The sequence below is a fragment of the Pseudomonas sp. NPDC086566 genome, assembly GCF_050280885.1.
Classification (GTDB): Bacteria; Pseudomonadota; Gammaproteobacteria; order Pseudomonadales; family Pseudomonadaceae; genus Aquipseudomonas; species Aquipseudomonas vlassakiae.
Genome location: NZ_JBNNWD010000001.1, coordinates 726,766 through 750,121, shown reverse-complemented (window position 1 = coordinate 750,121; position 23,356 = coordinate 726,766). Strand labels below are relative to the sequence as shown.

Below are 23,356 nucleotides of genomic sequence, written 5' to 3'. Positions count from 1 at the left end.
CCTCTTCGCGGGCAGGTGGTCAATTCATGCCGAGAGGTACACCAAGCGCGTGGTTGCTGGCGGTATCCAGCAGGATCAGGCCTTCAGCCTTGTCATCCAGCGCCGCCAGCAGGTTGCCCTGGCTGTCCCAGGCTGCCGAGCCGCCCGCACCGATGAAGTTGTCGGCCGGCCCGACGCAGTTGGCCAGCAACACCGGAATGCCCAAGGTACGTGCCACCTCCGGGTAATGCTCGTTGCCTTCGCGCATGCCTTTGGCAGTCTTGGCCACGCTGACCAGATACAGCTCGGCACCCAGCCCATGGGCCTGCGCGGCATGTTCGATGAACATCGATTCATAGCAGATGGCGGGAGCGATCTGCAGCGGCCCCGATTCGAACACCAGTGGCTGATCGCCAGGGGTGAAGAACGGCTGCTCATCCTCGTGCAAGCGCTGCTTGGCATACGCCAGCGGCGGCAGGCCCGGGCGCAGGATGGGCATGCCGATGCGAATACCTTCGGCGGTCGGCAGTGGCAACCCCACGGCAACGCTGATTGCCAGCTGATCACAAAGCGCCTGCAAGGGTTCAAGCCGGGCAGAGGTGACCGGCAACGCCACCTGGCGCGCCAAGGTCGGTTCGTAACCGGTCAACGACAGTTCCGGGAACACCACCAGTTCCGCGCCCAGTGCCGCGGCTTGCTCGATGCAGCGCAGATGGCGGGCGAGGTTGCCGGCCAGGTCGCCTTTGCGCGACGCCAGTTGTACGGCACAGAGTTTCATGGTGCATCCCTTCCCTGGTACAGGTCGAAGCGCCGAGCATACTCCCGTCACACTCGCCTGTACCAGCGAAGGGTTGCCTCAGGACGACGAATGCGGGCCAAACCGTTGGCGGAACCATTCGTCGAGCATGGCTTTTTCCGCGTACAGGCGGTCGCTGCTGTGAGAGGCGCGGCCCGGGCGGCTCAGGTACATTTTGTCGCTGACCCGCTCCTGGGCCTGGTGGTCGGGGTTGCCGGGCTGGTGCAGGGTGTAGCTCAGGTCGATGGTCGGCCAGGTGATGTCGCGCATGAAGCGCACATCGTAGGCCTGGCTGTGCCACGGCTCGTAACGGCCGGCCAGGTCGATGTCGCGAATGTCGATCACCAGCTGCTGGTCGGGCTGCAGGTAGCGCTGGCCGAGTTTCTGCAGGTACTCGGTCAGGGTCTTCATCACATAAGGGTCGGCGCCGCGTTCATAGCCAGGGCCATCGAGGCTGGCGTCGCGGAATTTTTCCGGGTGGTCGAAACGCACCTCGACCTGCGCAGGCGGGGTGCCTTGTGCCATGCTGTTGAATGACAGCGCCATGAGCACGGCACACACAAGAGCGTTACGCATGATGCACCTCCGGGGCGGGCTGCGTGTCGCTCCATTTTACGCCGACCGCAGCGCGCCAGCAGAGGAACATTGTAATGAGCCGGTTTCGGCGGGTAGCCGCCAACAGCAAGGGGCGTGACCTGGCCGTGGGCGATATCCACGGGCATTTCCGTCGGCTTGATCAGTGCCTGGATGCGGCGGGTTTCGACCCGGCAGTGGACCGGCTGTTCAGCGTCGGTGACCTGGTTGACCGCGGGCCGCACAGCGAAGAGTGCCTGTGGTGGCTGGCTCAGCCCTGGTTCCACGCCGTGCAGGGGAATCACGAATCGCTGGCGATCACCTGCCTGCAGGGCGGGCGCCTGGATCTGGAGATGTACCGTGCCGCCGGTGGTGGCTGGTTCATCGATATGCCCGAGGAGAAGCAGGCGATCTTCGTCGAACAGTTCCTGCAGCTGCCGATTGCTCTGGAAGTGCAGACCGACGCCGGCCTGATCGGCCTGCTGCACGCCGACAGCCCGTTCAACGACTGGAGCGCATTGCGCGACAGCCTGCTGTTCGATGACGACGCTGGCGTTCGCGAGGTATGCCAGTGGTCGCGCCAGCGCCTGAAGGAAGGCAACACCGAGATCGTCGCAGGGGTACGCGCCTTGCTGGTGGGGCATACGCCGGTGTTGCGGGCCAAGCAGCTGGGCAACGTCTGGCACCTGGACACCGGTGGCTGGGCCAGTGGCCATTTCAGCCTGATGGACATGACCAGCCTGCGCCTGGTCAGCCCGGCAGCAGATGAATCAACAGCGCCACCGCCAACCCCATCAGCATGATCCCGGAGGCCCGTTCCAGCCACGGCAGGGCACGGGCGAAGCGCCGCAGCAGGCGTTGATTGCCGATGGCCGCAGCCACCAGCAGGTCCCACAGCAGCACGATGCTGAACATCCAGACGCTGTAGAGCCATTTCCAGCCCGCGCTGCTGCTGGCAACCATGCCGGCGAGGCTGGTGTAGAACAGCGCGTTCTTAGGGTTCAGCGCCCCTGACAAAAAGCCCATGCCAAGGCCACGCCACCATCCCTTGGTCGCACCCGGCCCGGCAACGGCCGTGAGCTCGCTTTTACCGGCATGGCGCAGGAACAGCAGGCCGATGTAAAACAGGTAGCCGGCACCGGCCAGTTGCAGGGTAAGGAACAGCGCGCTGCCTTCGCGCAGGATGGCCAGGCCGGCAAAGGCCATGGCAATGAACAAGCCATTGGCCAAGGCGATGCCCAGGCAGGCGCCGCTGGCCACGCGCCAGCCGGCCGCTACCGAGGTGCGGGCGACCAGGGAAAAGTCCGGGCCGGGTGAAAGCAGGGCGAGGAAGTGGGCGAGGGCGACGATCAGGAACTGCTCCATGGTGGGCTGTCTCGGTAGAAAAGCCGCAGTCTGGAGGCTGCCCAGGCGCAGGTATTGAAGATTATTGCGCGCGCCGGTACTGCCCCGGCGTCAGCCCGACATGGGCCTTGAACACCCGCTGGAAATGGCTCTGGTCGGCAAACCCCAGCTGGTAGGCAACCTCGGCCAACGCCAACCCGTCACGTAGCAGCCGTCGGCCTTGGTTGATCCGTGCGTTGAGCAGGTAGGCATGGGGTGTCAGCCCGGTCGCGGCGCGAAATGCGCGGATCAGCTGATAGCGGCCAAGGCCCGCTTGCCTGGCCAGGCGTTCGAGGCTCAGTTGCGTCAGGTCTTGCGCTTCGATGTGTTCGATCAGCCCACGCAAGGTCGGCATCCCCAGCACCGGGGCCGGGGCCGCGAGCGATGCGGGATGCGCCGAAAAGTCGTGATCGCCGAGGAACGTCAGCAGCGCCGCTTCCTTCTCGCCGACGCCCGCCGCCGAGAACAGCAGGTCGTTCAGCGCGCAGAATTCACGGTACAGCGTCGGTTCCCGGCTGATCCGCGCCGGGGCACCGGGCCTGGCTGCGGCAAGCCCTGACTCCAGCCGCCATTGCGCCAGCCAGGCGGCATCGACATGCAGCATCTGGTAGCTCCAGGCTTGGCTTGGCGAGGGGTTGCAGGCATGTACCCGCTGCGCCGGTACCAGCACCAGGGTGCCCGGTTCCAGGCGCTCCTGGCCGTTGCCAGCGCCCGTGAAGCAACTGCTGCCAGCATCCACAGCGCCGATGGAGAAGGTCGGGTGACTGTGCGCCTTGTAGCAGGCGCGGCTGTGGCAGGCGCGGCGGCTTTCCACCCAGGGCAGTGCCGGGTCGTGCCAAAGCTGGTAGCGGGCAGTGGGCATGACAGGGTCCTCGATCAGGTGGGCAGCTTAGCAGCGGCGGGCGCCTGGCCGTACAATTTTTGCCGCTGACTGTACCTTGACCCGGCGCTGCCCGGCATCGACAGTAACGGCGGATTGCCTGGAGAACAAAATGGACCTGTCGAGCCTGCTGCTATTCATCCCTGCCTGCTTTGCCCTGAACATGGCGCCGGGGCCGAACAACCTGTTGTCGTTGCACAACGCCAGCCGCTACGGCCTGCGCACCGCCTGCGTGGCCGGTGGCGGGCGGATTGTGGCCTTCAGCGGCATGATCGCCCTGGCCGCCATGGGCCTGGCGGTGGTGCTGCATACCAGCGAGTACCTGTTCCTGGCCATCAAGGTGGTGGGCGCGGCGTACCTTTTCTACATCGCCTGGCAGCTGTGGCGCGCCCCGGTCGGCGAGGCCGTGGTGGCCAGCGATCACCCGCGTGGCACCTGGCGCCTGGCGCGCCAGGAGTTCTGGGTGGCGGCGGGCAACCCGAAGGCCATCCTCATCTTCACCGCCTTCCTGCCGCAGTTCGTCTCGGTCGGCAGCGCCACCCCAGTGAGCGAGCAGTTCCTCTGGCTCGGCGTGCTGTTCCTGCTGCTGGAGTGGGCGGCGATCGCCATCTACTCGGGCCTGGGCGCCTACATGCAGCGCTGGTTCAGCCAACCCGGGCCGCGCCGGCTGTTCAACCGGGTCAGCGCCTCGCTGCTCGGTTGCGCCGGCCTCGGCCTGCTGGCGACGCGGCGCTAGAACTGCCAGCGCACGCCCAGGTTGACGCCGCTGGCTTCCTGCTGACGGCTGTCGAGGTTGCTGGAGTACTGCACGCCGCCGTGCAGACTCAGCGCCTCACTGACCTGGGCGACCAGGCCGGTTTCCAGCTGCAGCGAGGTGTAGCGGTAGTCGGTCTTGACCTTGTCCACGCCATCGAAGGTCAAAGTGTCGCGACCGCCGTCGCCGTGCCACAGGTTGACCTGAGCGTAGGGTTGCAGCAGGCGTGCGCCGCTGGCGCTGTAGGTACCTTCCAGGCGCACGCCGAGCCGGCCGGTCAGTTCGACCTGGGCATCATGGCTGACGTGCGAGATGCCGTCGTTGGCGCTGTCCAGCGAGACTTTCTGGGCAATCAGCTGCGCTTGTGGCTCCACGGTCCAGCGTTCGGACAGGCTGAACGGGTAACCGGACTCCAGCGATGCGGTCCAGGCATGGCCGTCGATATTCAGCTTGTCGCCCCGGTCGGAGCGGGCGCGGCCATCGAGTCTGGTGTACTGCAGCACGCTGTCGAGGTACCCGCCTTGCGGGCCAATCAGTGTCCAGTAGCCGCCGACGCTGTCGCCGTCCAGCTTCAAGTCACCAACGCTGCGGTCCTTCACGGCCAACGCGAAGCCTTTGACGTCGGCGTCCAGCCGACTGTGGCTGACATAAAAGCCCAGATGCTGGCGATAGCCGTCATCGCTGAGCTTGGCATACACGTCCTGGCCCACCTTGAAGCCATACAGGTTACCGTCCAGGCTCGGGCTCACGGTGCCACTCCATTGCTGGCGCAGGGCGCTGCCATAGGCCTGGCCCCAGCTGGCCGACAGGTCGCCCTGGTTGCCCAGCAATCGCTGATCACCCTGGCGCTTATGGAACGTGCCCAGGGCCTGGCGAGCAATGATCGCAGCACCCCGTGGTGCCGCAGCGTAAACCGCAACTTCAGGCCGGTAGAGCGGAATGCTTGCGCCGGCAACAGGGGCTGGCAGATCGGGCTGGCCGGGGGCTGGCGCAGCCACGGGCGGAGGTGGCAGTGGGGGTGGCGTTGGCTCGCCTGGCGCTGGTGGAGTGGGGGCGGCGGCCACCGTCGAACGCAAGAACCAGCTATTCGCGCTGCCAGGCGTCACGCCCCCTTTGAACAGCCGGTAATCGTAGGCGCCGACCGACAGGCGCTGGGTCTGGACAAAGGCCGTGGCGCTGCTGGTGGCGCCGTCACGGGCTTCGACGACCTGAATACCGTTCTGTTCCGTGGCGGCACCTGCACCACCCAGATTATTGACCTCCAGGCGAGTCGTGCCAGTGATCGCGCCCTGGCTGACCACCAGTCGGTCGGAGGCTGCGCCATCACCCGCCAATACACTGTTTACGCGCAGCAGGCCGTTATCACCCTGGTAGTTGCCGTTGATGGTCAGCCGGCCCAGGGCGTCATTGCCCGTGCTCAGATCGATCGTGCCGGCATTACGGACACTGGCAAGCTGCCCAGCAGTGAACGGTGCAACCGTGCCCTGGCGAGGCGTGAGCGAACTCTTGGCGTCGATGGTCAGGGTACCGCCGCCGCTGTCTGCGTCACCGAGTGTCAGCGTATCGTTCAGCGTCATGCGGCTGTCTTTCAGGTCGATCGTTTCGAAGTTCAAGTAGTGGGCGCCGCCATCAATCTCGCTATTGTTGAATTCAAGGCTGTCGTTGCCGGCGCCACCATCGATGTTGATGGTCAGGGTTTGTGGTTTGAGATTGCTGATGGTGACCTGATCGTCACCGACGCCCATGTCGACCCGCCCGCCGATGGTGCCCCCCGACCAGTTCAGGATGTCATTGCCGGCGCTGGCCAGCACGTTGCCTTTCAAGGTGCCGCCGTTGATGGTGATGATGTCCACGCCGCCACTGGTACTGATGTTTCCGCCAATGGTGCCGCCATTGAGGGTGATGGTGTCGTTGCCGAAACCGCTGACCAGGTTGCCATCAATCACGGTTTCGACAACGTTACCTTCCGGGGTTTTGAGGTCCTGGGTCATTACGAAAATGTTGTCGGCAAGTTTGAGGTCCACACGTCCAATCCGGCCACCCTCGAAGTCGGCTTTGTCACCATCTTCGAAGGCACCAATGATGCGACCCCCGGTCATTGTGAAGGTGTCATAACCTTGACCTTGGTTCAGCGACTGCACGCTACCCCCGGTCATCTTGAAATCATCGATGTCCTGGGTCTGCACGACGGCACCTAAGTTGTCGCCAGGCGAAACCACCAAAGCATCAGCATTAACGATCAGTGGCAGGGTAAGGAGGGGAAAGGCAGCAGGCAGCAGCTGGCGAGGGCAACGCATAGGCAGGTCTCCGTGTCCATCAAGGGACCACTACCTGAAACGGCATTCGGCTGCCGCTTCGGCCCTGCCTGATTTGTATGCAATGCGCGAATACGGGACAACTGGCAAAAATGCCAGGTGGCCCGTGGCTATCAGTCGCGGTAGAAGGTCTGCACCAGGTGGTAGCCGAACTTGCTCTTGATCGGCCCGTGCACCACGCGCAGTGGCTTTTTGAAGATCACCTGGTCGATCGCGCCGACCAGCTGGCCCGGGCGCACTTCGCCCAGGTCTCCACCGCGTTTGCCCGACGGGCAGGTGGAGAACTTCTTCGCCAGCACGTCGAAGGCCTCGCCGTTGGCGATGCGCTGCTTGAGCTTTTCAGCTTCGTCAGCGGTCTTGACCAGGATGTGGCGGGCTTGAGCTTTCATGGGTACACCTGTGCTTCGGGGCAAAAAAGGGCGCCATTATGCCTGATCGCGCAGCTCCGTGCGGTCGCGAAACTGCTCCAGCGCCTGCGGGTTGGCCAGGGCGTCGGTGTTTTTCACCGGCTGCCCGTGCACCACGTTGCGAATGGCCAGCTCCACCAGCTTGCCGCTGATGGTGCGCGGGATGTCACTGACCTGGGCGATCACGGCTGGCACATGGCGCGGCGTGGTGTACTGGCGGATCACCTGGCGAATGCGCTGGCGCAGGGCCTCGTCCAGTTGCAGGCCATCGCGCAGGCGCACGAACAGCACCACACGCACATCGCCGTGCCAGTCCTGGCCGATGGCCACGCTTTCCAGCACCTCTTCGACCTTTTCCACCTGGCGGTAGATCTCCGCCGTGCCGATGCGCACACCGCCGGGGTTGAGCACGGCGTCGGAGCGGCCATGGATCAGCAGGCCGCCGCTGCTGCGCTGCTCGGCGTAGTCGCCCTGCGCCCAGACCCCGGGGAACTGGCTGAAATAGGCAGCATGGTAGCGGCTGCCGTCCGTGTCGTTCCAGAAACCCAGGGGCATCGACGGGAAATTGCGGGTGCAGACCAGATCGCCTTTTTCATCGAGCACCGGTTGGCCCTGTTCGTTCCATACCTCTACGGCCATGCCCAGGCCCTTGCAGGCCATTTCGCCACGGCGCACCGGCAGGGTCGGGTTGCCGAGCACGAAGCACGAAACGATATCGGTGCCACCGGACATCGAAGCCAGGCACAGGTCGGCCTTGATCTTGCCGTACACGTAGTCATAGCTGTGTGGCGACAAGGGCGAACCGGTGGACAGGATCAGCCGCAGGCTGTCCAGGCGATGGCTGCGGGCCGGTTCCAGGCCTTCCTGTTCAAGCGCAGCCAGGTACTTGGCACTGGTACCGAAGGCCTGGATGCGTTCAGCGTCGATCAGGTCGAGCAGACGCTCTGGGCCTGGGTGGAACGGCGAGCCGTCGTACAACACCAGGGTGGCGCCGACGGCCAGGCCGCTGGCCAGCCAGTTCCACATCATCCAGCCACAGGTGGTGTAGTAGAACAGCACGTCGTCGGCCTTCAGGTCATTGTGCAGGCCGTGTTCCTTGAGGTGCTGCAACAGCACGCCGCCAGCGCGATGGACGATGCATTTGGGCACGCCTGTGGTGCCGCTGGAATAGAGGATGTACAGCGGGTGGTCGAACGGTAGCGAAGCAAATGCAGGTTCGCCGCCAGGTCGGTAGAAGTCGTCCCACAGGCTGACCTTGGCGGCGGTGAATTCGGCAGCTTGGGTGTGGGGGCGGGTATAGGGCACCACGATCAACTGCTGCAGCCCTGGCAACCGGGCGCAGACCTGGTTGATCTTGTCGACCTGGTCGACCGACTTGCCGGCGTATTGGTAACCGGCGCACACCAGCAGCAGTTTCGGTTCGATCTGGCCGAAGCGGTCGATGATGCCATGCAGGCCGAACTCCGGCGAAGATGTTGACCAGACCGCACCCAGGCTGGTACAGGCGAGCATCGCCACCAGGGTTTGCCAGCTGTTGGGCATGATTGCAGCGATGCGGTCACCGGGGCCGATGCCGGCTGCCTTGAAGGCTTGTTGCAGGCCCGCGACTTCGGCGGCCAGTTGCGCATGGGTGAAGGCCACACGCTGGCCGTCTTCGCGCACGGAAACCACCGCAGGCCGGTCGTCACGCCGGCGCAGCAGGTGTTCGGCGAAATTCAGGGTGGCCCCGCTGAACCAGCGGGCGTCAGGCATGTGTGCGCCTTCGCTGAGGACCTGACTGGGCGGGGTGTGCCAGGCCACCTGGAAATAGTCAGCCAGGGTTTGCCAGAAGGCCGGACGCTGCTCGATGCTCCAGCGGTGCAGGGCCGCATAGTCATTGAGCTGCAGGTTGTAACGCAGGTTCACCCGGCGGCGGAAGGCATCCATCCGGCTGGCTTCGATCTGCGCCGTGGAGGGGCGCCAGAGCACATCGTTCATGCCGAACCTCCTGATGACTGCATTGGCTTTCAGGGCCTCTTCGCGGGCTTGCCCGCGAAGGGCCTGACACAAAGCTTAATGGCTTACGTGTTACTCGACGTTAGCCGTTTGCACCTCTTCAGATGCCGACCACACGCGATAACGCACTTCGACACCTTTGGGCACGTACACCACCACAGGCAGCTTGCTGTTGTAGCGCAACATGAAGCCTTCACCGACCACCGGCACGAAGGCCTGGGTCTTCTTGCCATCCGGGCAGGCCATCAGCGTGCTGGCCGGGCCACCGACCTTGTCCAGTCGGTAGTAACTGTAGCCCCAGCCTTCGAGGGTGTGCTCTTCCAGGCTGCCGGCCAGGCGCTGGCGGTTGCAGTCCACCTCCAGCGTCTTGCCGGCCAGAATTTCCAGCTTGTGAGCCGATTCATCGGTTTGCGCCGGCAGGTGAATGACCTGCCGGGTGAAGCCTTTTTCCGCCTCGGGATAGGGCGCGATGTCCTTGAGGCTGGCCGCCATCGCCGGAGCAGCGGCGGCCAGGGTCAGGGCAAAGATCGCGGTCATTGGGGTTGGGCGCATAGGGCCTCCTTGCAGATGAACGAGTGCAAGACCGTTGCCAGGCCCAGGCCGCCCGTCACTGGGCCAACCAGCCACCATCGACGTTCCAGGCGGCACCGCGAACCTGGCTACCGGCCTCGCTGCACAGGAAGAGTACCAGCTCGCCGAGGTGTTCGGGAGTGACGAAGGCCAGTGAAGGCTGCTTCTCGGCCAGCAGATCGTGCTGTGCTTGCTGCGGATCGACGCCATTGGCGGCACGATCGTCGATCTGCTTCTGCACCAGCGGGGTGAGCACCCAGCCTGGACAGATGGCGTTGCAGGTGACGTTGCTGGTAGCGGTTTCCAGGCCCACCACCTTGGTCAACCCGACCACGCCGTGCTTGGCTGCCACATAGGCTGCCTTGCCGGTGGAGCCGACCAGCCCGTGCACCGAGGCAATATTGATGATCCGGCCCCAGTTGCGCGCGCGCATGCCAGGCAGGGCCAGGCGGGTGCCATGGAACACCGCCGAGAGGTTGAGGGCGATGATCTTGTCCCAGCTTTCCAGCGGGAACTGCTCAACCGGCGCCACGTGCTGGATGCCAGCGTTGCTGACCAGGATGTCGACGCCGCCGAACTCGCGCTCGGCCATCGCGAACAGCGCCTCGATTTGCGCCACATCGGAGAGGTCCGCGGGGTGGTGGGCTACCTTGACGCCGTGGCTGGCAATCGCTGCCAAGGCCGGCGACGGGTCGCCGAAACCGTTGAGTACAATGTTCGCGCCTGCGCGGGCCAGCACCTGGGCTATGCCCAGGCCGATACCGCTGGTGGAGCCGGTGACGAGTGCCGTCTTGCCTTTCAAAGTCATGCAGAAACTCCTTAGACGATGCCGGTGGCGTAGAAGGTGGCAATGACCACGAACACGGCCAGGGTCTTGATCAGGGTAATACCGAATATGTCCTTGTAGGCTTCGCGGTGGGTCAGCCCGGTTACCGCCAGCAAGGTGATGACCGCGCCGTTGTGCGGCAAGGTGTCCATGCCGCCACTGGCCATCGCGGCCACCCGGTGCAGCACCTCGAGGGGAATGTTGGCGGCATGGGCCGCTGCGATGAAGCTGTCGCTCATGGCCGCCAGGGCGATGCTCATGCCACCCGAGGCGGAGCCGGTGATGCCAGCCAACAGGGTCACGGTGATTGCTTCGTTGACCAGCGGGTTGGGGATGCCACGCAAGGCATCGGCCAGTACCAGAAAGCCCGGCAGCGAAGCGATGACTGCGCCAAAGCCATATTCGGACGCGGTGTTCATGGCGGCCAGCAGGGCGCCACCGACGGCACTCTTGGTGCCTTCGGCCAGGCGTTCGCGGATCACCCCGAAGGCACACGCCAGCACCATCAGGATGCCCACCAGCAGCGCCGCCTGCACCGCCCAGATCGCCGTGAGCTTGGCCACGTCGCTGTTGACCGGCGCGCTCATGCCCGGCAATTGCAGTGTGTGACTGGGGCCGTACCACTGCGGGATCCAGTGGGTGAAGAGCAGGTTCATCACGCCTACCAGCACCAGCGGTGACAGCGCCAGCCAGGGGTTGGGCAGGGCCAGGTCGGCTGCTGTCTCCGGTTCGTTGCGCAGGTTGTTGCCATAGCCTTCCCCCGCATGCTGGGCCTTGTTGCGCTGGCGCTGCAGGTACAGCATGCCGCTGCAGAACACGAACAGCGTACCGATCAGCCCCAGCCATGGCGCGGCCCAGGCAGTGGTGTTGAAGAAGGTGCTGGGGATGATGTTCTGGATTTGCGGGGTGCCGGGCAGGGCATCCATGGTGAACGAGAACGCGCCCAGGGCGATGGTGGCCGGAATCAGGCGCTTGGGGATGTCGCTCTGGCGAAACATTTCGGCGGCGAACGGGTATACCGCAAACACCACCACGAACAGCGACACGCCGCCGTAGGTGAGCAGGGCACAGACCAGTACGATCACCAGCATCGCCTGGCGGGTACCGAGCAGGCGGATGGCTGCGGCGACGATCGAGCGTGAGAAGCCGGACAGTTCGATGAGCTTGCCGAACACGGCGCCGAGCAGGAACACCGGGAAGTACAGCTTGATGAAGCCGACCATCTTCTCCATGAACACCCCGGTGAACGCAGGGGCCACGGCGGCAGGGTCGGTGAGCAGGACGGCGCCGAGGGCGGCAATGGGTGCGAAGAGGATCACGCTGTAGCCGCGGTAGGCGGCCAGCATCAGCAGGGCCAAGGCGGCGAGGGCGATGAGCACGGTCATCGGGATGGATCTCCTGGGTGAGTCTTGTTGTTATGGGTGACCGGGAGATAGCGGGAATCGTGCCAGGTTTTTAACGTGTTGAAATTTAAGGATTAATTTTGTTTGGCTGTTGGTCGTGTCTCTATTTTGAGATTGCCGGGGCCGCTTTGCGGCCCATCGCGACACAAGGCCGCTCCTACAGGCGACCGCGAGCCCCTGTAGGAGCGGCCTTGCGCCGCGATCGAGGGCGAAGCCCTCGCGGCATTCTCAAGTTGGAAACAGAAGTCTCCAATCAGAGACCAAATACAACCATCTTCTTGTACAAGGTCGAGCGCCCCAGCCCCAGAGCCTTTGCAGCCTTCGGCACATTCCCCGCATGCTCGGCCAAAGCCCCGGCAATCAGCCGTCGTTCGAACTGTTCACACGCCTCACGATAGCTCATGGTTTTTTCCTGGCCCGCCACCGGGCTCAATGTCCCAAGCGCCGCAGTCAGGTCGGTTACGCCAAGCCGCGGCTGGTCAGCTAGCAACGTCGCCCGCTCGAGCACGTTGCGCAACTCGCGAATGTTCCCTGGCCACGCGTGGCGCGCCAGCAATGCCTGCGCTTCCGGCTCCAGTTCGTACTGGCTACCCAGCTCGGCCAGGATCGCTTCGCATAGCGCCGGCAAGTCTTCGACCCGCTCGCGCAGCGGCGGCACTTCGATCGGCAGCACGTTCAGCCGGTAGTAGAGATCGGCACGAAACGCCCCGCGGGCCATGGCCGCCTGCAGGTCGATGGAGGTAGCGGCGATAATGCGCACGTCGCTGCGCAGCATCTGGTTCGAGCCGACCGGTTCGTATTCCTTTTCCTGCAAAACGCGCAGCAACTTGCTCTGCAGTGCCAGGGGCATGTCACCAATTTCGTCGAGGAACAGCGTGCCGCCTTCGGCCAGTTGCAGCTTGCCGCTGCGGCCCTTGCGATCGGCACCGGTAAAGGCGCCGGGCGCGGTGCCGAAGAACTCGGCCTCGAGCAGGGTTTCGGGGATTGCCGCACTGTTGATACTGACGAAGGCTTTGTGCGCCCGTGCCGAAGCCGCATGGATGGCATGGGCCAGCAACTCTTTGCCGGTGCCGGTCTCGCCCAGCAACAGCACCGGCGAATCGCTGCCGGCACCGCGCCGCGCCCGGCGCTTGGCTTCGAGGCTGGCCGGGCTGCTGCCGACGAACTGTGCAAAGCTGTACCTGGCCTGGCGTGCACGCAATTGCGAGCGGGTGCTGGCCAGCTCCTGCTGCATGCTCGCAAAGCGCTTGAGCAAGGGTGACAGGCTGCGCAGCTCCTCGAACAGGGCAAAGCCGATGGCGCCGATCAGGGCGCCCTGGGCATCGTGGATCGGCAGGCGCATCACCACCAGCGGCTCGTTGGGTGTATCGAGCATGTCCAGCAGGATCGGCCGGCCATCGCTCACCACCTGGCGCATCAGGCTGCCCGGTATGACCGCCTCGCACGGCTGGCCGATCGCGCTGGCCGCGTCGGCCAGACCGAAGCGCCGGGCGTAGCGCTCGTTCATCCAGACGATGCGGGCGTCGCGGTCGACGATCACCGTGCCTTCGCTGGACTGCTCGATGATCTCGAACAGCGAGCGAATCGCCAGTTGCCGTACCTGGGGGTAGTCCTTGAGGCTGTCGCTATCGTGCATCTTGCTGAGTCCTGTACTTACATTGCCCGCGAAGAGGCCGGTCCTGAAAACCTATCCTCTGGGATCGAACGCCTCGCGCAAGGCATCCCCGATAAATACCAAAAGCGACAAGATCACCGCCAAGGCAAAGAACGCGGTAAAGCCCAGCCACGGCGCCTCCAGGTGCTGTTTGCCCTGGGTTACAAGCTCACCCAACGAAGCGCTGCCGGCGGGCATGCCAAAGCCGAGGAAGTCCAGTGCTGTCAGTGTGGTGATCGCCCCGGTGAGCATGAAGGGTACATAGGTGAACGTCGCGTTCATCGCATTGGGCAGTACATGGCGCAGCATCACCAGAGTGTCTGGCAGCCCCAGGGCACGCGCCGCTTTCACGTATTCAAGGTTGCGCCCGCGCAGAAACTCGGCGCGCACCACATCGACCAGGGCCAGCCATGAAAACAGCGCCATGATGGCCAGCAACCACCAGAAATCCGGCTCGACAAAGCCACTGAGAATGATCAGCAGGTACAGCACCGGCAGCCCCGACCACACCTCCAGCAAGCGCTGCCCGAACAGGTCCACCCAGCCACCGTAATAACCTTGCAGTGCGCCGGCAGCGACCCCGATGAGGACGCTGATCACGGTCAGGGCAAAGGCGAACAGCAGCGAGGTTCGCGTGCCATACAGCACCCGCGCCAATACGTCGCGGCCCTGATCGTCGGTCCCCAGCCAGTTGCTCGCGCTCGGCGGGCTGGGGGTGGGGACCAGCAGGTCGTAGTTGGGGGTGTCGGCGCTGAACGGGATGGGCGCGAACAGCATCCAGCCGCCCTGGCCCTCGATCAGCTGGCGCACGTAGGCACTGCGGTAGTCCGGCTGGAATGGCAACTGCCCGCCAAACTGCTGCTCGCTGTAGCGCTTGAGTGCCGGGGTGTACCAGTCGCCTTTGTAGCTCAGCAGCAGCGGCTTGTCGTTGGCCACGAGCTCCGCGCACAGGCTCAGCACCAGCAGGCCGGCAAACACCCACAGCGACACCCAGCCCAGGCGGTTGCGGCGAAAACGCTGCAGGCGACGACGTGAAACCGGCGACAGCATCAGTGCGCCCTCGTGTCGAAGTCGATGCGCGGGTCGAGCACGGTGAAGGCCAGGTCACCGATCAGGCGGAACAGCAGGCCGGCCAGGGTGAAGATGAACAGCGTACCGAACACCACCGGGTAGTCGCGTGACACGGCCGCTTCGTAACTCATGCGGCCGAGGCCATCGAGGGAGAAGATCACCTCGATCAGCAGAGAGCCTGCGAAGAACACCGTGATCAGCGCCTGGGGCAGGCCGGCCAGCACCAGCAGCATCGCGTTGCGCAGTACGTGCCCATACAGCACGCGGCGTTCGCTCAGGCCCTTGGCGCGGGCAGTGACCACGTACTGGCGGGAGATTTCATCGAGGAAGGCGTTCTTGGTCAGCAGGGTGAGGGTGGCAAAACCGCCGATCACCAGCGCGCCGACCGGCAGCACCAGGTGCCAGAGGTAGTCGGCGACCTTGCCCAGCAGGCTGAGCTGGTCGAAATCATCCGATACCAGGCCACGGACCGGGAACCAGTTCAGCGAAGTGCCGCCGGCGAACAGCACGATCAACAGCAGCGCGAACAGGAACGAGGGCAGGGCATAGCCGACCACGATCAGTGCGCTGCTCCAGGCATCGAAGCGGCTGCCGTGGCGCACCGCCTTGCGGATGCCCAGCGGGATCGACACCAGGTAGGTGATCAGTGTGGCCCAAAAGCCCAGGGACAGGGTCACGGGTAGCTTGTCGAGGATCAGGTCGGTGACCTTGGCGCCGCGGAAGAAGCTCTGGCCGAAGTCCAGCCGGGCGTACTGGCCGAGCATCAGCCACAGGCGCTGCGCAGCCGTCTTGTCGAAGCCGTACTGGCGCTTGATCTCCTCGATCAGCTTTGGGTCCAGGCCGCGAGTGGCCCGGGATTCGCTGTGTACCACTTCTGCCCGGGCGCCGGGCGCACCGCCGCCCAGCCCTTGCAGGCGCGCCACCGCCTGCTCTACAGGGCCGCCGGGCGCGGCCTGGACGATGGCGAAGTTGACCAGCAGGATCGCCAGCAAGGTCGGGATGATCAGCAGCAGGCGCCGCAGGATGTAGCTGGTCATGGCTGGGCCTTCTGCCGTTCGGCCATCTGCGCGTTGGTCAGCGCCGTCGGGCTGATTTCCCACCAGCTGTCCAGGCCTTCGTCATAGGCGGGCTGGACGTTCGGCAGGCCGAAGCGGTTCCACCACACGGTCGAGCTGCCGGGCGGGTAATAATTGGTGATCCAGTAGTAGTTCCATTGCAGCACCCGGTCCAGGGCATGGGCGTGGTGCAGCATGTCGGCCTGGCTGTCGGCGCGCACCAGGCCGTCGATCAGCTGGTCGACCGCCGGGTCCTTGAGCACCATCAGGTTGTTCGAGCCTGGGTCGTTGGCGGCGGCCGAGCCAAAATAGTTGTACAGCTCGGCGCCCGGCGACAGGGTCACCGCATAGCCGGTGACGATCATGTCGTAGTCGCGGGCCATTAACCGGTTCACGTACTGCGCCGAATCGACGTTGCGGATGTTCAGGGTGATGCCGATCTGTGCCAGGTTGCGCTTCCACGGCAGCAGCAGGCGCTCGATGCCGGACTGGCCGTTGAGGAAGGTAAATGCCAGCGGCTCACCCTGGGCGTTGACCAGGTGATCACCGTCGGGGCGCCAGCCGGCCTGTTGCAACAAGGCCAGCGCCTGCAACTGCTGTGGGCGAATGATGCCGGAGCCGTCGGTCACTGGCGCCGTGAAAACCTGCGTGAAGACTTCGTCCGGCACCCGCCCGCGCAGCGGTTCGAGCAGTTTGAGCTCGCCCGCATCCGGCAGTGCGCGAGCGGCCAGCGGGGTATTGGAAAACACGCTCTGCTGGCGGATGTACAGGTTACGCATCATCTGCCGGTTGCTCCATTCGAAGTCCCAGAGCAAGGCCAGTGCCTGGCGCACACGGCGGTCCTTGAATTGAGGCTTGTCCAGGTTGAACACGAAGCCCTGGGCCACTTGCGGCTTGGCCGGGCCGAGGTGGGCGCGCTGCAGGCGGCCATCGTCCAGTTGTGCGCTGTTGTAACCCAAGGTGTAGGCGGTGGCGGAAAACTCGCGGTTGTAGTCGTAGCCGCCACCCTTGAGCACCTGGCGCGCCACTTCGGTATCGCCGAAATACTCGATGCGGATGCGTTCGAAGTTGTAGCGCCCACGGTTGACCGGCAGGTCCTTGGCCCACCAGTTGGGGTCGCGCTCGAAGGTGATGCTGCGGCCGTTGTCGATGTGCCCGATACGGTATGGGCCGCTACCGACCGGCTTGTCGAAGCCGGCGCCGTTGGTGAAGTCGCGGCTGGCCCAGTAGTGCTCGGGCAGTACCGGCAGGCTGGCCAGGTCCAGGGCCAGCGTGCGGCCGTGGGGCTGTTTGAAGTCGAAGCGCAACTGCCGCGGGCCTTCGATCGTGACCCCGGCGACTTCGGCGAACTGGGTGCGGTACTTGAGGCTGCCTTCGGCCATCAGCTTGTCGAAGCTGAAGCGCACATCTTCGGCGCGCACCGGCTTGCCGTCGGCGAAGGTCGCCTTGGGGTCGATCTCGAAGCGCAGCCAGGCGTCATCCGGGCCACGTTCCATGCGCCGGGCGATCAGGCCGTAGACGGTGTAGGGCTCGTCGAACGAGCGTTGCGCCAGGGGCGCATACAGCCAGCCATCGACCTCGCTGACGCCGATGCCTTTGTCGATGTAGGGCAGGATATGGTCGAACTGGCCGATATCGGTGGCCGAGCGGCGCATCAGGCCACCCTTGGTGGCGTCGGGGTTGACGTAGTCGAAATGGCGGAAGTTTTCGCTGTAGCGGGGTGCTTCGCCGTAGACGGTCAGGGCGTGGGTGGGCGCGGCCTGCACCATCCAGCCCATACACAGAATCCAGATCCCTAGAAGGACCTGTGGGAGCGGGTTTACCCGCGAAGAGGCCAGCCCAGGCAACCAAATTGCCGGCTCGGGCCTCTTCGCGGGTAAACCCGCTCCCACAAGGGACACGATGATCAGCAGATCAGTCCTGGCGGCTGGTCACTTCCAGCAGGTGGTAGCCGAACTGGGTCTTGACCGGACCTTGTACGGTGTTGACCGGGGCGCTGAACACCACGGTGTCGAATTCCTTGACCATCTGGCCTGGGCCGAACGAACCCAGGTCACCGCCCTGGCGGCTGGACGGGCAGGTGGAGTTGGCCTTGGCGATTTCAGCGAAGTCGGCACCGGCTTCGATCTGGGCTTTCAGTTCGTTGCACTTGTCTTCGGTGGCAACGAGGATGTGGCGGGCGGTGGCGCGTGCCATGGTTACTGCTCCTTGGAGGGGTCAAAACGGCAAGCCTAGCGCACTTGCTCAGGTCATGTCTCGCCAGGCTTGCTGTAGCTGCTTCACATACGGGCTGCGGCCTCGCGCAGCAGGGTTTCGGTCGCGCTCCAGCCCAGGCAGCCATCGGTGATCGACACGCCGTATTTGAGTGCGCCCTTGCCCAGTGCCTGGCAGCCGTCGAACAGGTGGCCTTCGAGCATCACGCCGACAATCGAGCGGTCACCGGCCAGGCGCTGGGCCAGCACGTCCTCGAACACGGCGGGCTGGCGGGCAGGGTCCTTGCCGCTGTTGGCATGGCTGCAGTCGACCATGATGCGTGCGTCCAGGCCTGCCTTGGCCAAGCCCTGGCGAGCCTGGGCGATGCTGTTGGAATCGTAGTTCGGGCCCTTGTGGCCGCCGCGCAGCACTAGGTGGGTGTCCGGGTTGCCCAAGGTCTCGATGATCGCCGGGTAGCCCTGCGCGTCCATGCCGAAGTGGCGGTGCGGGGCCGCGGCGCTGCGCATGGCGTCACAAGCGATGCCGACACCGCCGTCGGTGCCGTTCTTGAACCCGACCGGCAGCTCCAGGCCGCTGACCATTTCCCGGTGAATCTGCGATTCGGTGGTGCGCGCCCCAATCGCCGCCCAGCCCAGCAGGTCATCGAAGTAGCCGGCCGCCATCGGTTGCAGCAACTCGGTGGCGATCGGCAGGCCGCGTTCGATCATGCTCAGCATCAAGCCACGGGACAGGGCGATGCCGGCATGCATGTCATCGCTGCCATCGAGATGCGGGTCGTAGGCCAGGCCTTTCCAGCCGACCGTGGTGCGTGGCTTTTCCACGTAGGCGCGCATTACCAGCAGAAGCTTGTCATCGACTTCGCGGCTGAGGGCCGCCAGGCGGTCGGCGTATTCCAGCGCCGAGCGGGGGTCGTGGATTGAGCACGGGCCGACGATCACCAGCAGGCGCTCATCGTGGCCTTCGAGGATGGCGCGGATGGCCTGGCGGTGGCGGTGGACTTGCTGGGCGAGTTCGCTGGACAGCGGCATCTGCTGCTTGAGCAGGTGCGGGCTGGGCAGGCGCTGGCTGACGGTGGTGTTGGCAGCGTGCGGCTGGGTCAGGGGCAGAGCGAGGTTCGAGGCTTGCATGGCGTATGTTCCCTGGGCGGACGGCGGGTCTGGCCCGCGCGGTCGGCCCTATCGAGGTGTTCGACTATTCGTTGATTGGTTGTCTGCAGCATTGCCACCGGTGATGGACCGATCGGAGGCGGCAGGCTGGCCCGAACGGGATTGGCTAAATCGCCAGGCATAGGTGCTTGCGTAGTAGTAAGTGGCGTAGTTCATGAATCTGTCCTCGGTTCGAATCGGTAAAAGTGCAATGGCCTTAAAAGCAAAACCCCCGGTCGGGAAGCCGACCGGGGGTTTGAGTATTCTCATGTTCGGCGGCCCCTCGAAGGTGGGCGCCGGCTGGGTATCGGCGCCTAGTGGCTAAACCAATACCCAAAGTAATAGCTGGCAGCAGCCTGGCAGCCGGCAACGGCCAGCACAGGGCGCAGGTTGCGACCGGTGTGGTTGGCGTGGTTGCGGGTGTGTTTTGGCATGTTGCTCTCCAGCGAATGAGCCCGAGCTTACTTCAGGCGGTGCGCGCTGTTCAATGGATAAATGCTATCGCGTCGATAATTGCAGAAAACGGATAGCACTCTGCAGACGATGGATAGTGCCAACCCAGGCCCCACCCTAACCTGACCCGGTCTGAACAATAACAATGGAGACCCCGGCCATGTCCCTGGGATTCGACTACCTCAATGCCATGCTCGAGGACGATCGCGAAACAGGCGTTTATCGCTGCAAGCGCGAGATGTTTACCGACCCGCGCCTGTTCGACCTGGAGATGAAGCACATCTTCGAGGGCAACTGGATCTACCTGGCCCATGAAAGCCAGATCCCCGAGAACAACGACTTCCTCACCCTGACCATGGGGCGCCAGCCGATCTTCATTGCGCGCAACAAGGACGGGGAACTCAATGCCTTCCTCAACGCCTGCAGCCACCGCGGCGCCATGCTGTGCCGGCACAAGCGCGGCAACCGGGCCAGCTACACCTGCCCGTTCCACGGCTGGACCTTCAACAACAGCGGCAAGCTGCTCAAGGTCAAGGACCCGAGCAACGCCGGCTACCCTGCCAGTTTCAACTGCGACGGCTCCCACGACCTGACCAGGGTGGCCCGCTTCGAGTCGTACCGTGGCTTCCTGTTCGGCAGCCTGAAGGCTGACGTCAAGCCGCTGGTCGAGCACCTGGGCGAGTCCGCCAGGATCATCGACATGATCGTCGACCAGTCCCCGCAGGGCCTGGAAGTGCTGCGCGGCGCCAGCTCGTACATCTACGAGGGCAACTGGAAGCTCACTGCCGAGAACGGAGCCGACGGCTACCACGTCAGCTCCGTGCACTGGAACTACGCCGCCACCCAGAACCAGCGCAAGCAGCGTGAAGCGGGTGACGCGATCAAGACCATGAGCGCCGGCGCCTGGGCCAAGCAGGGCGGTGGTTTCTATTCCTTCGATCACGGCCACCTGTTGCTGTGGACCCGCTGGGCCAACCCCGAAGACCGCCCGGCCTTCGAACGCCGCGGCCAGCTGGCCGCCGACTTTGGCCAGGCCCGTGCCGACTGGATGATCGAAAACTCGCGCAACCTGTGCCTGTACCCGAACGTGTACCTGATGGACCAGTTCAGTTCGCAGATCCGCATCGCCCGGCCGATTTCGGTGAACAAGACCGAAATCACCATCTACTGCATCGCGCCGAAGGGCGAGAGCACCGATGCCCGGGCCAAGCGCATCCGCCAGTACGAAGACTTCTTCAACGTCAGTGGCATGGCCACCCCGGACGACCTGGAAGAGTTCCGCTCCTGCCAGACCGGCTACGGCGGCGGCACCGGCTGGAACGACATGTCTCGTGGCGCGCAACACTGGGTCGAAGGTGCCGATGAGGCAGCTAGGGAAATCGAACTCAAGCCGCTGCTGTCGGGCGTGCGCACCGAGGACGAGGGCCTGTTCGTGCTGCAGCACAAGTACTGGCAGGACACCATGATCAAAGCCCTGGAAGAGGAAACCCGGCTGATCCCGGTGGAGGCCGTGCAATGAGCCTGCATGACACCGTGCGCGACTTCCTCTACCGCGAAGCGCGCTACCTGGACGATGCCCAGTGGGACCAGTGGCTGGAGTTGTATGCCTGCGATGCGACCTTCTGGATGCCGTCCTGGGACGATGACGACACCCTCACCGAAGACCCACAGAGCGAAATCTCGCTGATCTGGTACGGCAACCGTGGCGGCCTCGAAGACCGTGTGTTCCGCATCAAGACCGAGCGCTCCAGTGCGACCGTGCCAGACACCCGTACTTCGCACAACATCAGCAACATAGAGATCGTCGAACGGGGCGAAGGCAGCTGCCAGGTGCGCTTCAACTGGCACACCCTGAGCTTCCGCTACAAGACCACCGACAGCTACTTCGGCACCAGTTTCTACACCCTCGACCTGCGCGGCGAGCAGCCGCTGATCAAGGCCAAGAAAGTGGTGCTGAAAAACGACTACGTGCGTCAGGTCATCGACATCTACCACATCTGATTCGAGCTAACGCGAGCCGCCCGGTGTGCCTTTTGGCGCGCTGCGGCCAGGTTCGCCCGCGAGGTGCAACATGGGCTTTCAGATCGCGCTTAATTTCGAAGACGGGGTCACCCGCTTCATCGAGGCCAGCGGCCATGAAACCGTGGCCGATGCCGCCTACCGCCAGGGCATCAACATCCCGCTGGACTGCCGCGACGGCGCCTGCGGTACCTGCAAGTGCAAGGCGGAGTCCGGGCGTTACGACCTGGGCGACAACTTCATCGAAGACGCCTTGAGCGAGGACGAAATCGCCGAAGGCTACGTGCTGACCTGCCAGATGCGCGCCGAAAGTGACTGCGTGGTACGCATTCCGGCGTCGTCGCAGCTGTGCAAGACCGAGCAGGCCAGCTTCGAGGCCGCCATCAGCAATGTGCGCCAACTGTCGGCCAGCACCATCGCCTTGTCGATCAAGGGCGAGGCGCTGAGCCGCCTGGCGTTCCTGCCGGGGCAATACGTCAACCTCAAGGTGCCGGGCAGCGACCAGAGCCGCGCCTATTCCTTCAGCTCGCTGCAGAAGGACGGCGAGGTCAGCTTCCTGATCCGCAACGTGCCGGGCGGCCTGATGAGCAGCTTCCTCACCAGCCTGGCCAAGGCCGGCGACCGCATGAGCCTGGCTGGCCCAATGGGCAGCTTCTACCTGCGACCGATCCAGCGCCCGCTGTTGCTGCTGGCCGGTGGCACAGGCCTGGCACCGTTCACGGCGATGCTGGAGAAGATCGCCGAGCAGGGTAGCGAGCACCCGGTGCACCTGATCTACGGGGTCAGCAACGACTTCGACCTGGTCGAGCTGGACCGCTTGCAGGACCTGGCGGCGTGCATCCCCAACTTCACCTTCAGCGCCTGCGTCGCCAACCCCGATAGCCAGTACCCGCAGAAGGGCTACGTGACACAGCACATCGCACCCCAGCACCTCAATGACGGCGACGTCGATGTGTACCTGTGCGGGCCGCCGCCGATGGTCGAGGCGGTGAGCCAGTACCTCCGCGAGCAGGGCATCACCCCGGCGAACTTCTACTACGAGAAGTTTGCCGCGGCTGCCTGAGTTACCCCTGTGGAACACTGGAGAAAAATGCATGAACCCAAGATTCCAAGGCAAGGTCGCATTGGTCACCGGCGCCGCCCAGGGCATTGGCCGCGGCGTGTGCTGGCAGCTCAAGGCCGAAGGCGCGCAGGTGGTGGCGGTGGACCGTTCCGAGCTGGTCCACGAACTGGCCGGGGAGGGCGTACTGACCCTCACCGCCGACCTCGAACTGCATGCCGATTGCGCCCGGGTCATGGCCACTGCGGTGGAAACCTTCGGGCGCCTCGACATCCTGGTCAACAACGTCGGCGGCACGATCTGGGCCAAGCCCTTCGAGCATTACGAAGTGGAGCAGATCGAGGCCGAAGTGCGTCGCTCGCTGTTCCCGACCCTGTGGTGCTGCCATGCGGCCCTGCCGTACATGCTCGAACGTGGCAGCGGGGCCATTGTCAACGTCTCGTCGATCGCCACCCGCGGGATCAACCGCGTGCCGTACGGTGCGGCCAAAGGCGGGGTCAATGCACTCACTGCCTGCCTGGCCTTCGAAACCGCGGGCCGTGGCATTCGTGTCAACGCTACTGCGCCTGGCGGCACCGAGGCACCGCCGCGCCGGGTGCCGCGTAACGCCTGTGAGCAGAGCGAGCAGGAAAAGGCCTGGTACCAGCAGATCGTCGCCCAGACCCTCGACAGCAGCCTGATGCACCGCTACGGCAGCATCGACGAACAGGTCGGAGCGATCCTCTTCCTGGCCTCCGACGAGGCCTCCTACATCACCGGCGTGACCCTGCCAGTCGGGGGCGGTGATCTGGGCTGATGCCTGGG

22 protein-coding genes are annotated in these 23,356 nt (G+C 64.4%); 6 read left to right on the top strand and 16 right to left on the bottom strand.

Features of this window, described 5'->3' with window-relative positions; all coding sequences use genetic code 11:
• Positions 1-19: 19 nt before the first annotated feature.
• Entirely contained in the window at positions 20-757 is a 738-nt protein-coding gene (locus ACQKPS_RS03590; protein WP_254485380.1) for a carbon-nitrogen hydrolase family protein, read from the bottom strand.
• A 78-nt stretch (positions 758-835) separates the two neighbouring features.
• The gene (locus tag ACQKPS_RS03585; RefSeq protein WP_283725342.1) at positions 836-1,351 is read right to left on the bottom strand and encodes a DUF3016 domain-containing protein; all 516 of its coding nucleotides are present in this window, start codon (positions 1,349-1,351) and stop codon (positions 836-838) included.
• A gap of 74 nt (positions 1,352-1,425) precedes the next feature.
• Between ACQKPS_RS03585 and ACQKPS_RS03580 the strand changes: the two genes are divergently transcribed.
• Positions 1,426-2,151 (top strand): metallophosphoesterase, encoded by a 726-nt coding sequence (locus ACQKPS_RS03580; protein WP_427602751.1) that lies wholly within the window; start codon positions 1,426-1,428, stop codon positions 2,149-2,151.
• Here ACQKPS_RS03580 and ACQKPS_RS03575 read toward each other — a convergent pair.
• Positions 2,099-2,713, bottom strand: coding sequence for a LysE family translocator (locus ACQKPS_RS03575; protein WP_427602749.1), 615 nt, complete (start codon positions 2,711-2,713; stop codon positions 2,099-2,101). The genes ACQKPS_RS03580 and ACQKPS_RS03575 overlap by 53 nt on opposite strands.
• 61 nt (positions 2,714-2,774) lie before the next feature.
• The gene (locus ACQKPS_RS03570) at positions 2,775-3,593 is read right to left on the bottom strand and encodes a helix-turn-helix domain-containing protein (RefSeq protein WP_427602747.1); all 819 of its coding nucleotides are present in this window, start codon (positions 3,591-3,593) and stop codon (positions 2,775-2,777) included.
• 130 nt (positions 3,594-3,723) lie between these two features.
• On the opposite strand from ACQKPS_RS03570, the gene ACQKPS_RS03565 reads away from it, so the two are divergent.
• Complete coding sequence (locus ACQKPS_RS03565) at positions 3,724-4,347, top strand: LysE family translocator (protein ID WP_254485385.1); 624 nt, start codon at positions 3,724-3,726, stop codon at positions 4,345-4,347.
• Here the strand turns inward: ACQKPS_RS03565 and ACQKPS_RS03560 are convergent.
• From ACQKPS_RS03560 to ACQKPS_RS03505, 12 genes are all read right to left on the bottom strand, one after another.
• On the bottom strand, positions 4,344-6,662 hold the full coding sequence (locus ACQKPS_RS03560) for an autotransporter outer membrane beta-barrel domain-containing protein (RefSeq protein WP_427602745.1): 2,319 nt from the start codon (positions 6,660-6,662) through the stop codon (positions 4,344-4,346). The two genes, ACQKPS_RS03565 and ACQKPS_RS03560, sit on opposite strands and share 4 nt — an antisense overlap.
• 131 nt (positions 6,663-6,793) lie before the next feature.
• A complete protein-coding gene (locus ACQKPS_RS03555) occupies positions 6,794-7,069 on the bottom strand; it encodes a peptidylprolyl isomerase (RefSeq protein ID WP_008095636.1) in 276 nt (91 codons plus the stop codon).
• A 36-nt stretch (positions 7,070-7,105) separates the two neighbouring features.
• Positions 7,106-9,064, bottom strand: coding sequence for an acetoacetate--CoA ligase (locus tag ACQKPS_RS03550; RefSeq protein WP_254485387.1), 1,959 nt, complete (start codon positions 9,062-9,064; stop codon positions 7,106-7,108).
• Between the two features lie 90 nt (positions 9,065-9,154).
• Positions 9,155-9,634: a serine protease inhibitor ecotin gene (gene eco, locus ACQKPS_RS03545; RefSeq protein ID WP_254485388.1), complete on the bottom strand. Its 480-nt coding sequence runs from the start codon at positions 9,632-9,634 to the stop codon at positions 9,155-9,157.
• 55 nt (positions 9,635-9,689) lie between these two features.
• Entirely contained in the window at positions 9,690-10,460 is a 771-nt protein-coding gene (gene hbdH / locus ACQKPS_RS03540; protein ID WP_427602742.1) for a 3-hydroxybutyrate dehydrogenase, read from the bottom strand.
• Between the two features lie 11 nt (positions 10,461-10,471).
• A complete protein-coding gene (locus tag ACQKPS_RS03535; protein ID WP_427602740.1) occupies positions 10,472-11,863 on the bottom strand; it encodes a GntP family permease in 1,392 nt (463 codons plus the stop codon).
• Between the two features lie 271 nt (positions 11,864-12,134).
• The gene (locus ACQKPS_RS03530) at positions 12,135-13,517 is read right to left on the bottom strand and encodes a sigma-54 interaction domain-containing protein (RefSeq protein WP_427602738.1); all 1,383 of its coding nucleotides are present in this window, start codon (positions 13,515-13,517) and stop codon (positions 12,135-12,137) included.
• Positions 13,518-13,568: 51 nt separating this feature from the next.
• Positions 13,569-14,585 carry an ABC transporter permease gene (locus ACQKPS_RS03525; protein WP_427602737.1) on the bottom strand — a complete coding sequence of 339 codons (1,017 nt, stop codon included), beginning with the start codon at positions 14,583-14,585 and terminating at the stop codon, positions 13,569-13,571.
• Positions 14,585-15,643, bottom strand: a complete 1,059-nt coding sequence (locus ACQKPS_RS03520) for a microcin C ABC transporter permease YejB (RefSeq protein WP_283724619.1) — start codon at positions 15,641-15,643, stop codon at positions 14,585-14,587. The genes ACQKPS_RS03525 and ACQKPS_RS03520 overlap by 1 nt, the downstream gene beginning before the upstream one ends.
• The gene (locus tag ACQKPS_RS03515; RefSeq protein WP_427602891.1) at positions 15,640-17,568 is read right to left on the bottom strand and encodes an extracellular solute-binding protein; all 1,929 of its coding nucleotides are present in this window, start codon (positions 17,566-17,568) and stop codon (positions 15,640-15,642) included. The genes ACQKPS_RS03520 and ACQKPS_RS03515 overlap by 4 nt, the downstream gene beginning before the upstream one ends.
• A gap of 7 nt (positions 17,569-17,575) precedes the next feature.
• Positions 17,576-17,857 carry a peptidylprolyl isomerase gene (locus tag ACQKPS_RS03510; RefSeq protein WP_054884552.1) on the bottom strand — a complete coding sequence of 94 codons (282 nt, stop codon included), beginning with the start codon at positions 17,855-17,857 and terminating at the stop codon, positions 17,576-17,578.
• 83 nt (positions 17,858-17,940) lie between these two features.
• Entirely contained in the window at positions 17,941-19,002 is a 1,062-nt protein-coding gene (locus ACQKPS_RS03505; RefSeq protein ID WP_254485395.1) for a 3-deoxy-7-phosphoheptulonate synthase, read from the bottom strand.
• Positions 19,003-19,633: 631 nt separating this feature from the next.
• Between ACQKPS_RS03505 and benA the strand changes: the two genes are divergently transcribed.
• The 4 genes from benA (at position 19,634) to ACQKPS_RS03485 (ending at position 23,348) form a co-directional block, all read left to right on the top strand.
• Entirely contained in the window at positions 19,634-20,992 is a 1,359-nt protein-coding gene (gene benA, locus ACQKPS_RS03500) for a benzoate 1,2-dioxygenase large subunit (protein ID WP_427602733.1), read from the top strand.
• Positions 20,989-21,474, top strand: coding sequence for a benzoate 1,2-dioxygenase small subunit (gene benB / locus ACQKPS_RS03495; RefSeq protein ID WP_254485397.1), 486 nt, complete (start codon positions 20,989-20,991; stop codon positions 21,472-21,474). The genes benA and benB overlap by 4 nt, the downstream gene beginning before the upstream one ends.
• A 70-nt stretch (positions 21,475-21,544) precedes the next feature.
• Positions 21,545-22,555 (top strand): benzoate 1,2-dioxygenase electron transfer component BenC, encoded by a 1,011-nt coding sequence (gene benC, locus ACQKPS_RS03490; RefSeq protein ID WP_427602731.1) that lies wholly within the window; start codon positions 21,545-21,547, stop codon positions 22,553-22,555.
• Between the two features lie 31 nt (positions 22,556-22,586).
• Positions 22,587-23,348 carry a 1,6-dihydroxycyclohexa-2,4-diene-1-carboxylate dehydrogenase gene (locus tag ACQKPS_RS03485; RefSeq protein WP_427602729.1) on the top strand — a complete coding sequence of 254 codons (762 nt, stop codon included), beginning with the start codon at positions 22,587-22,589 and terminating at the stop codon, positions 23,346-23,348.
• Positions 23,349-23,356: the final 8 nt, after the last annotated feature.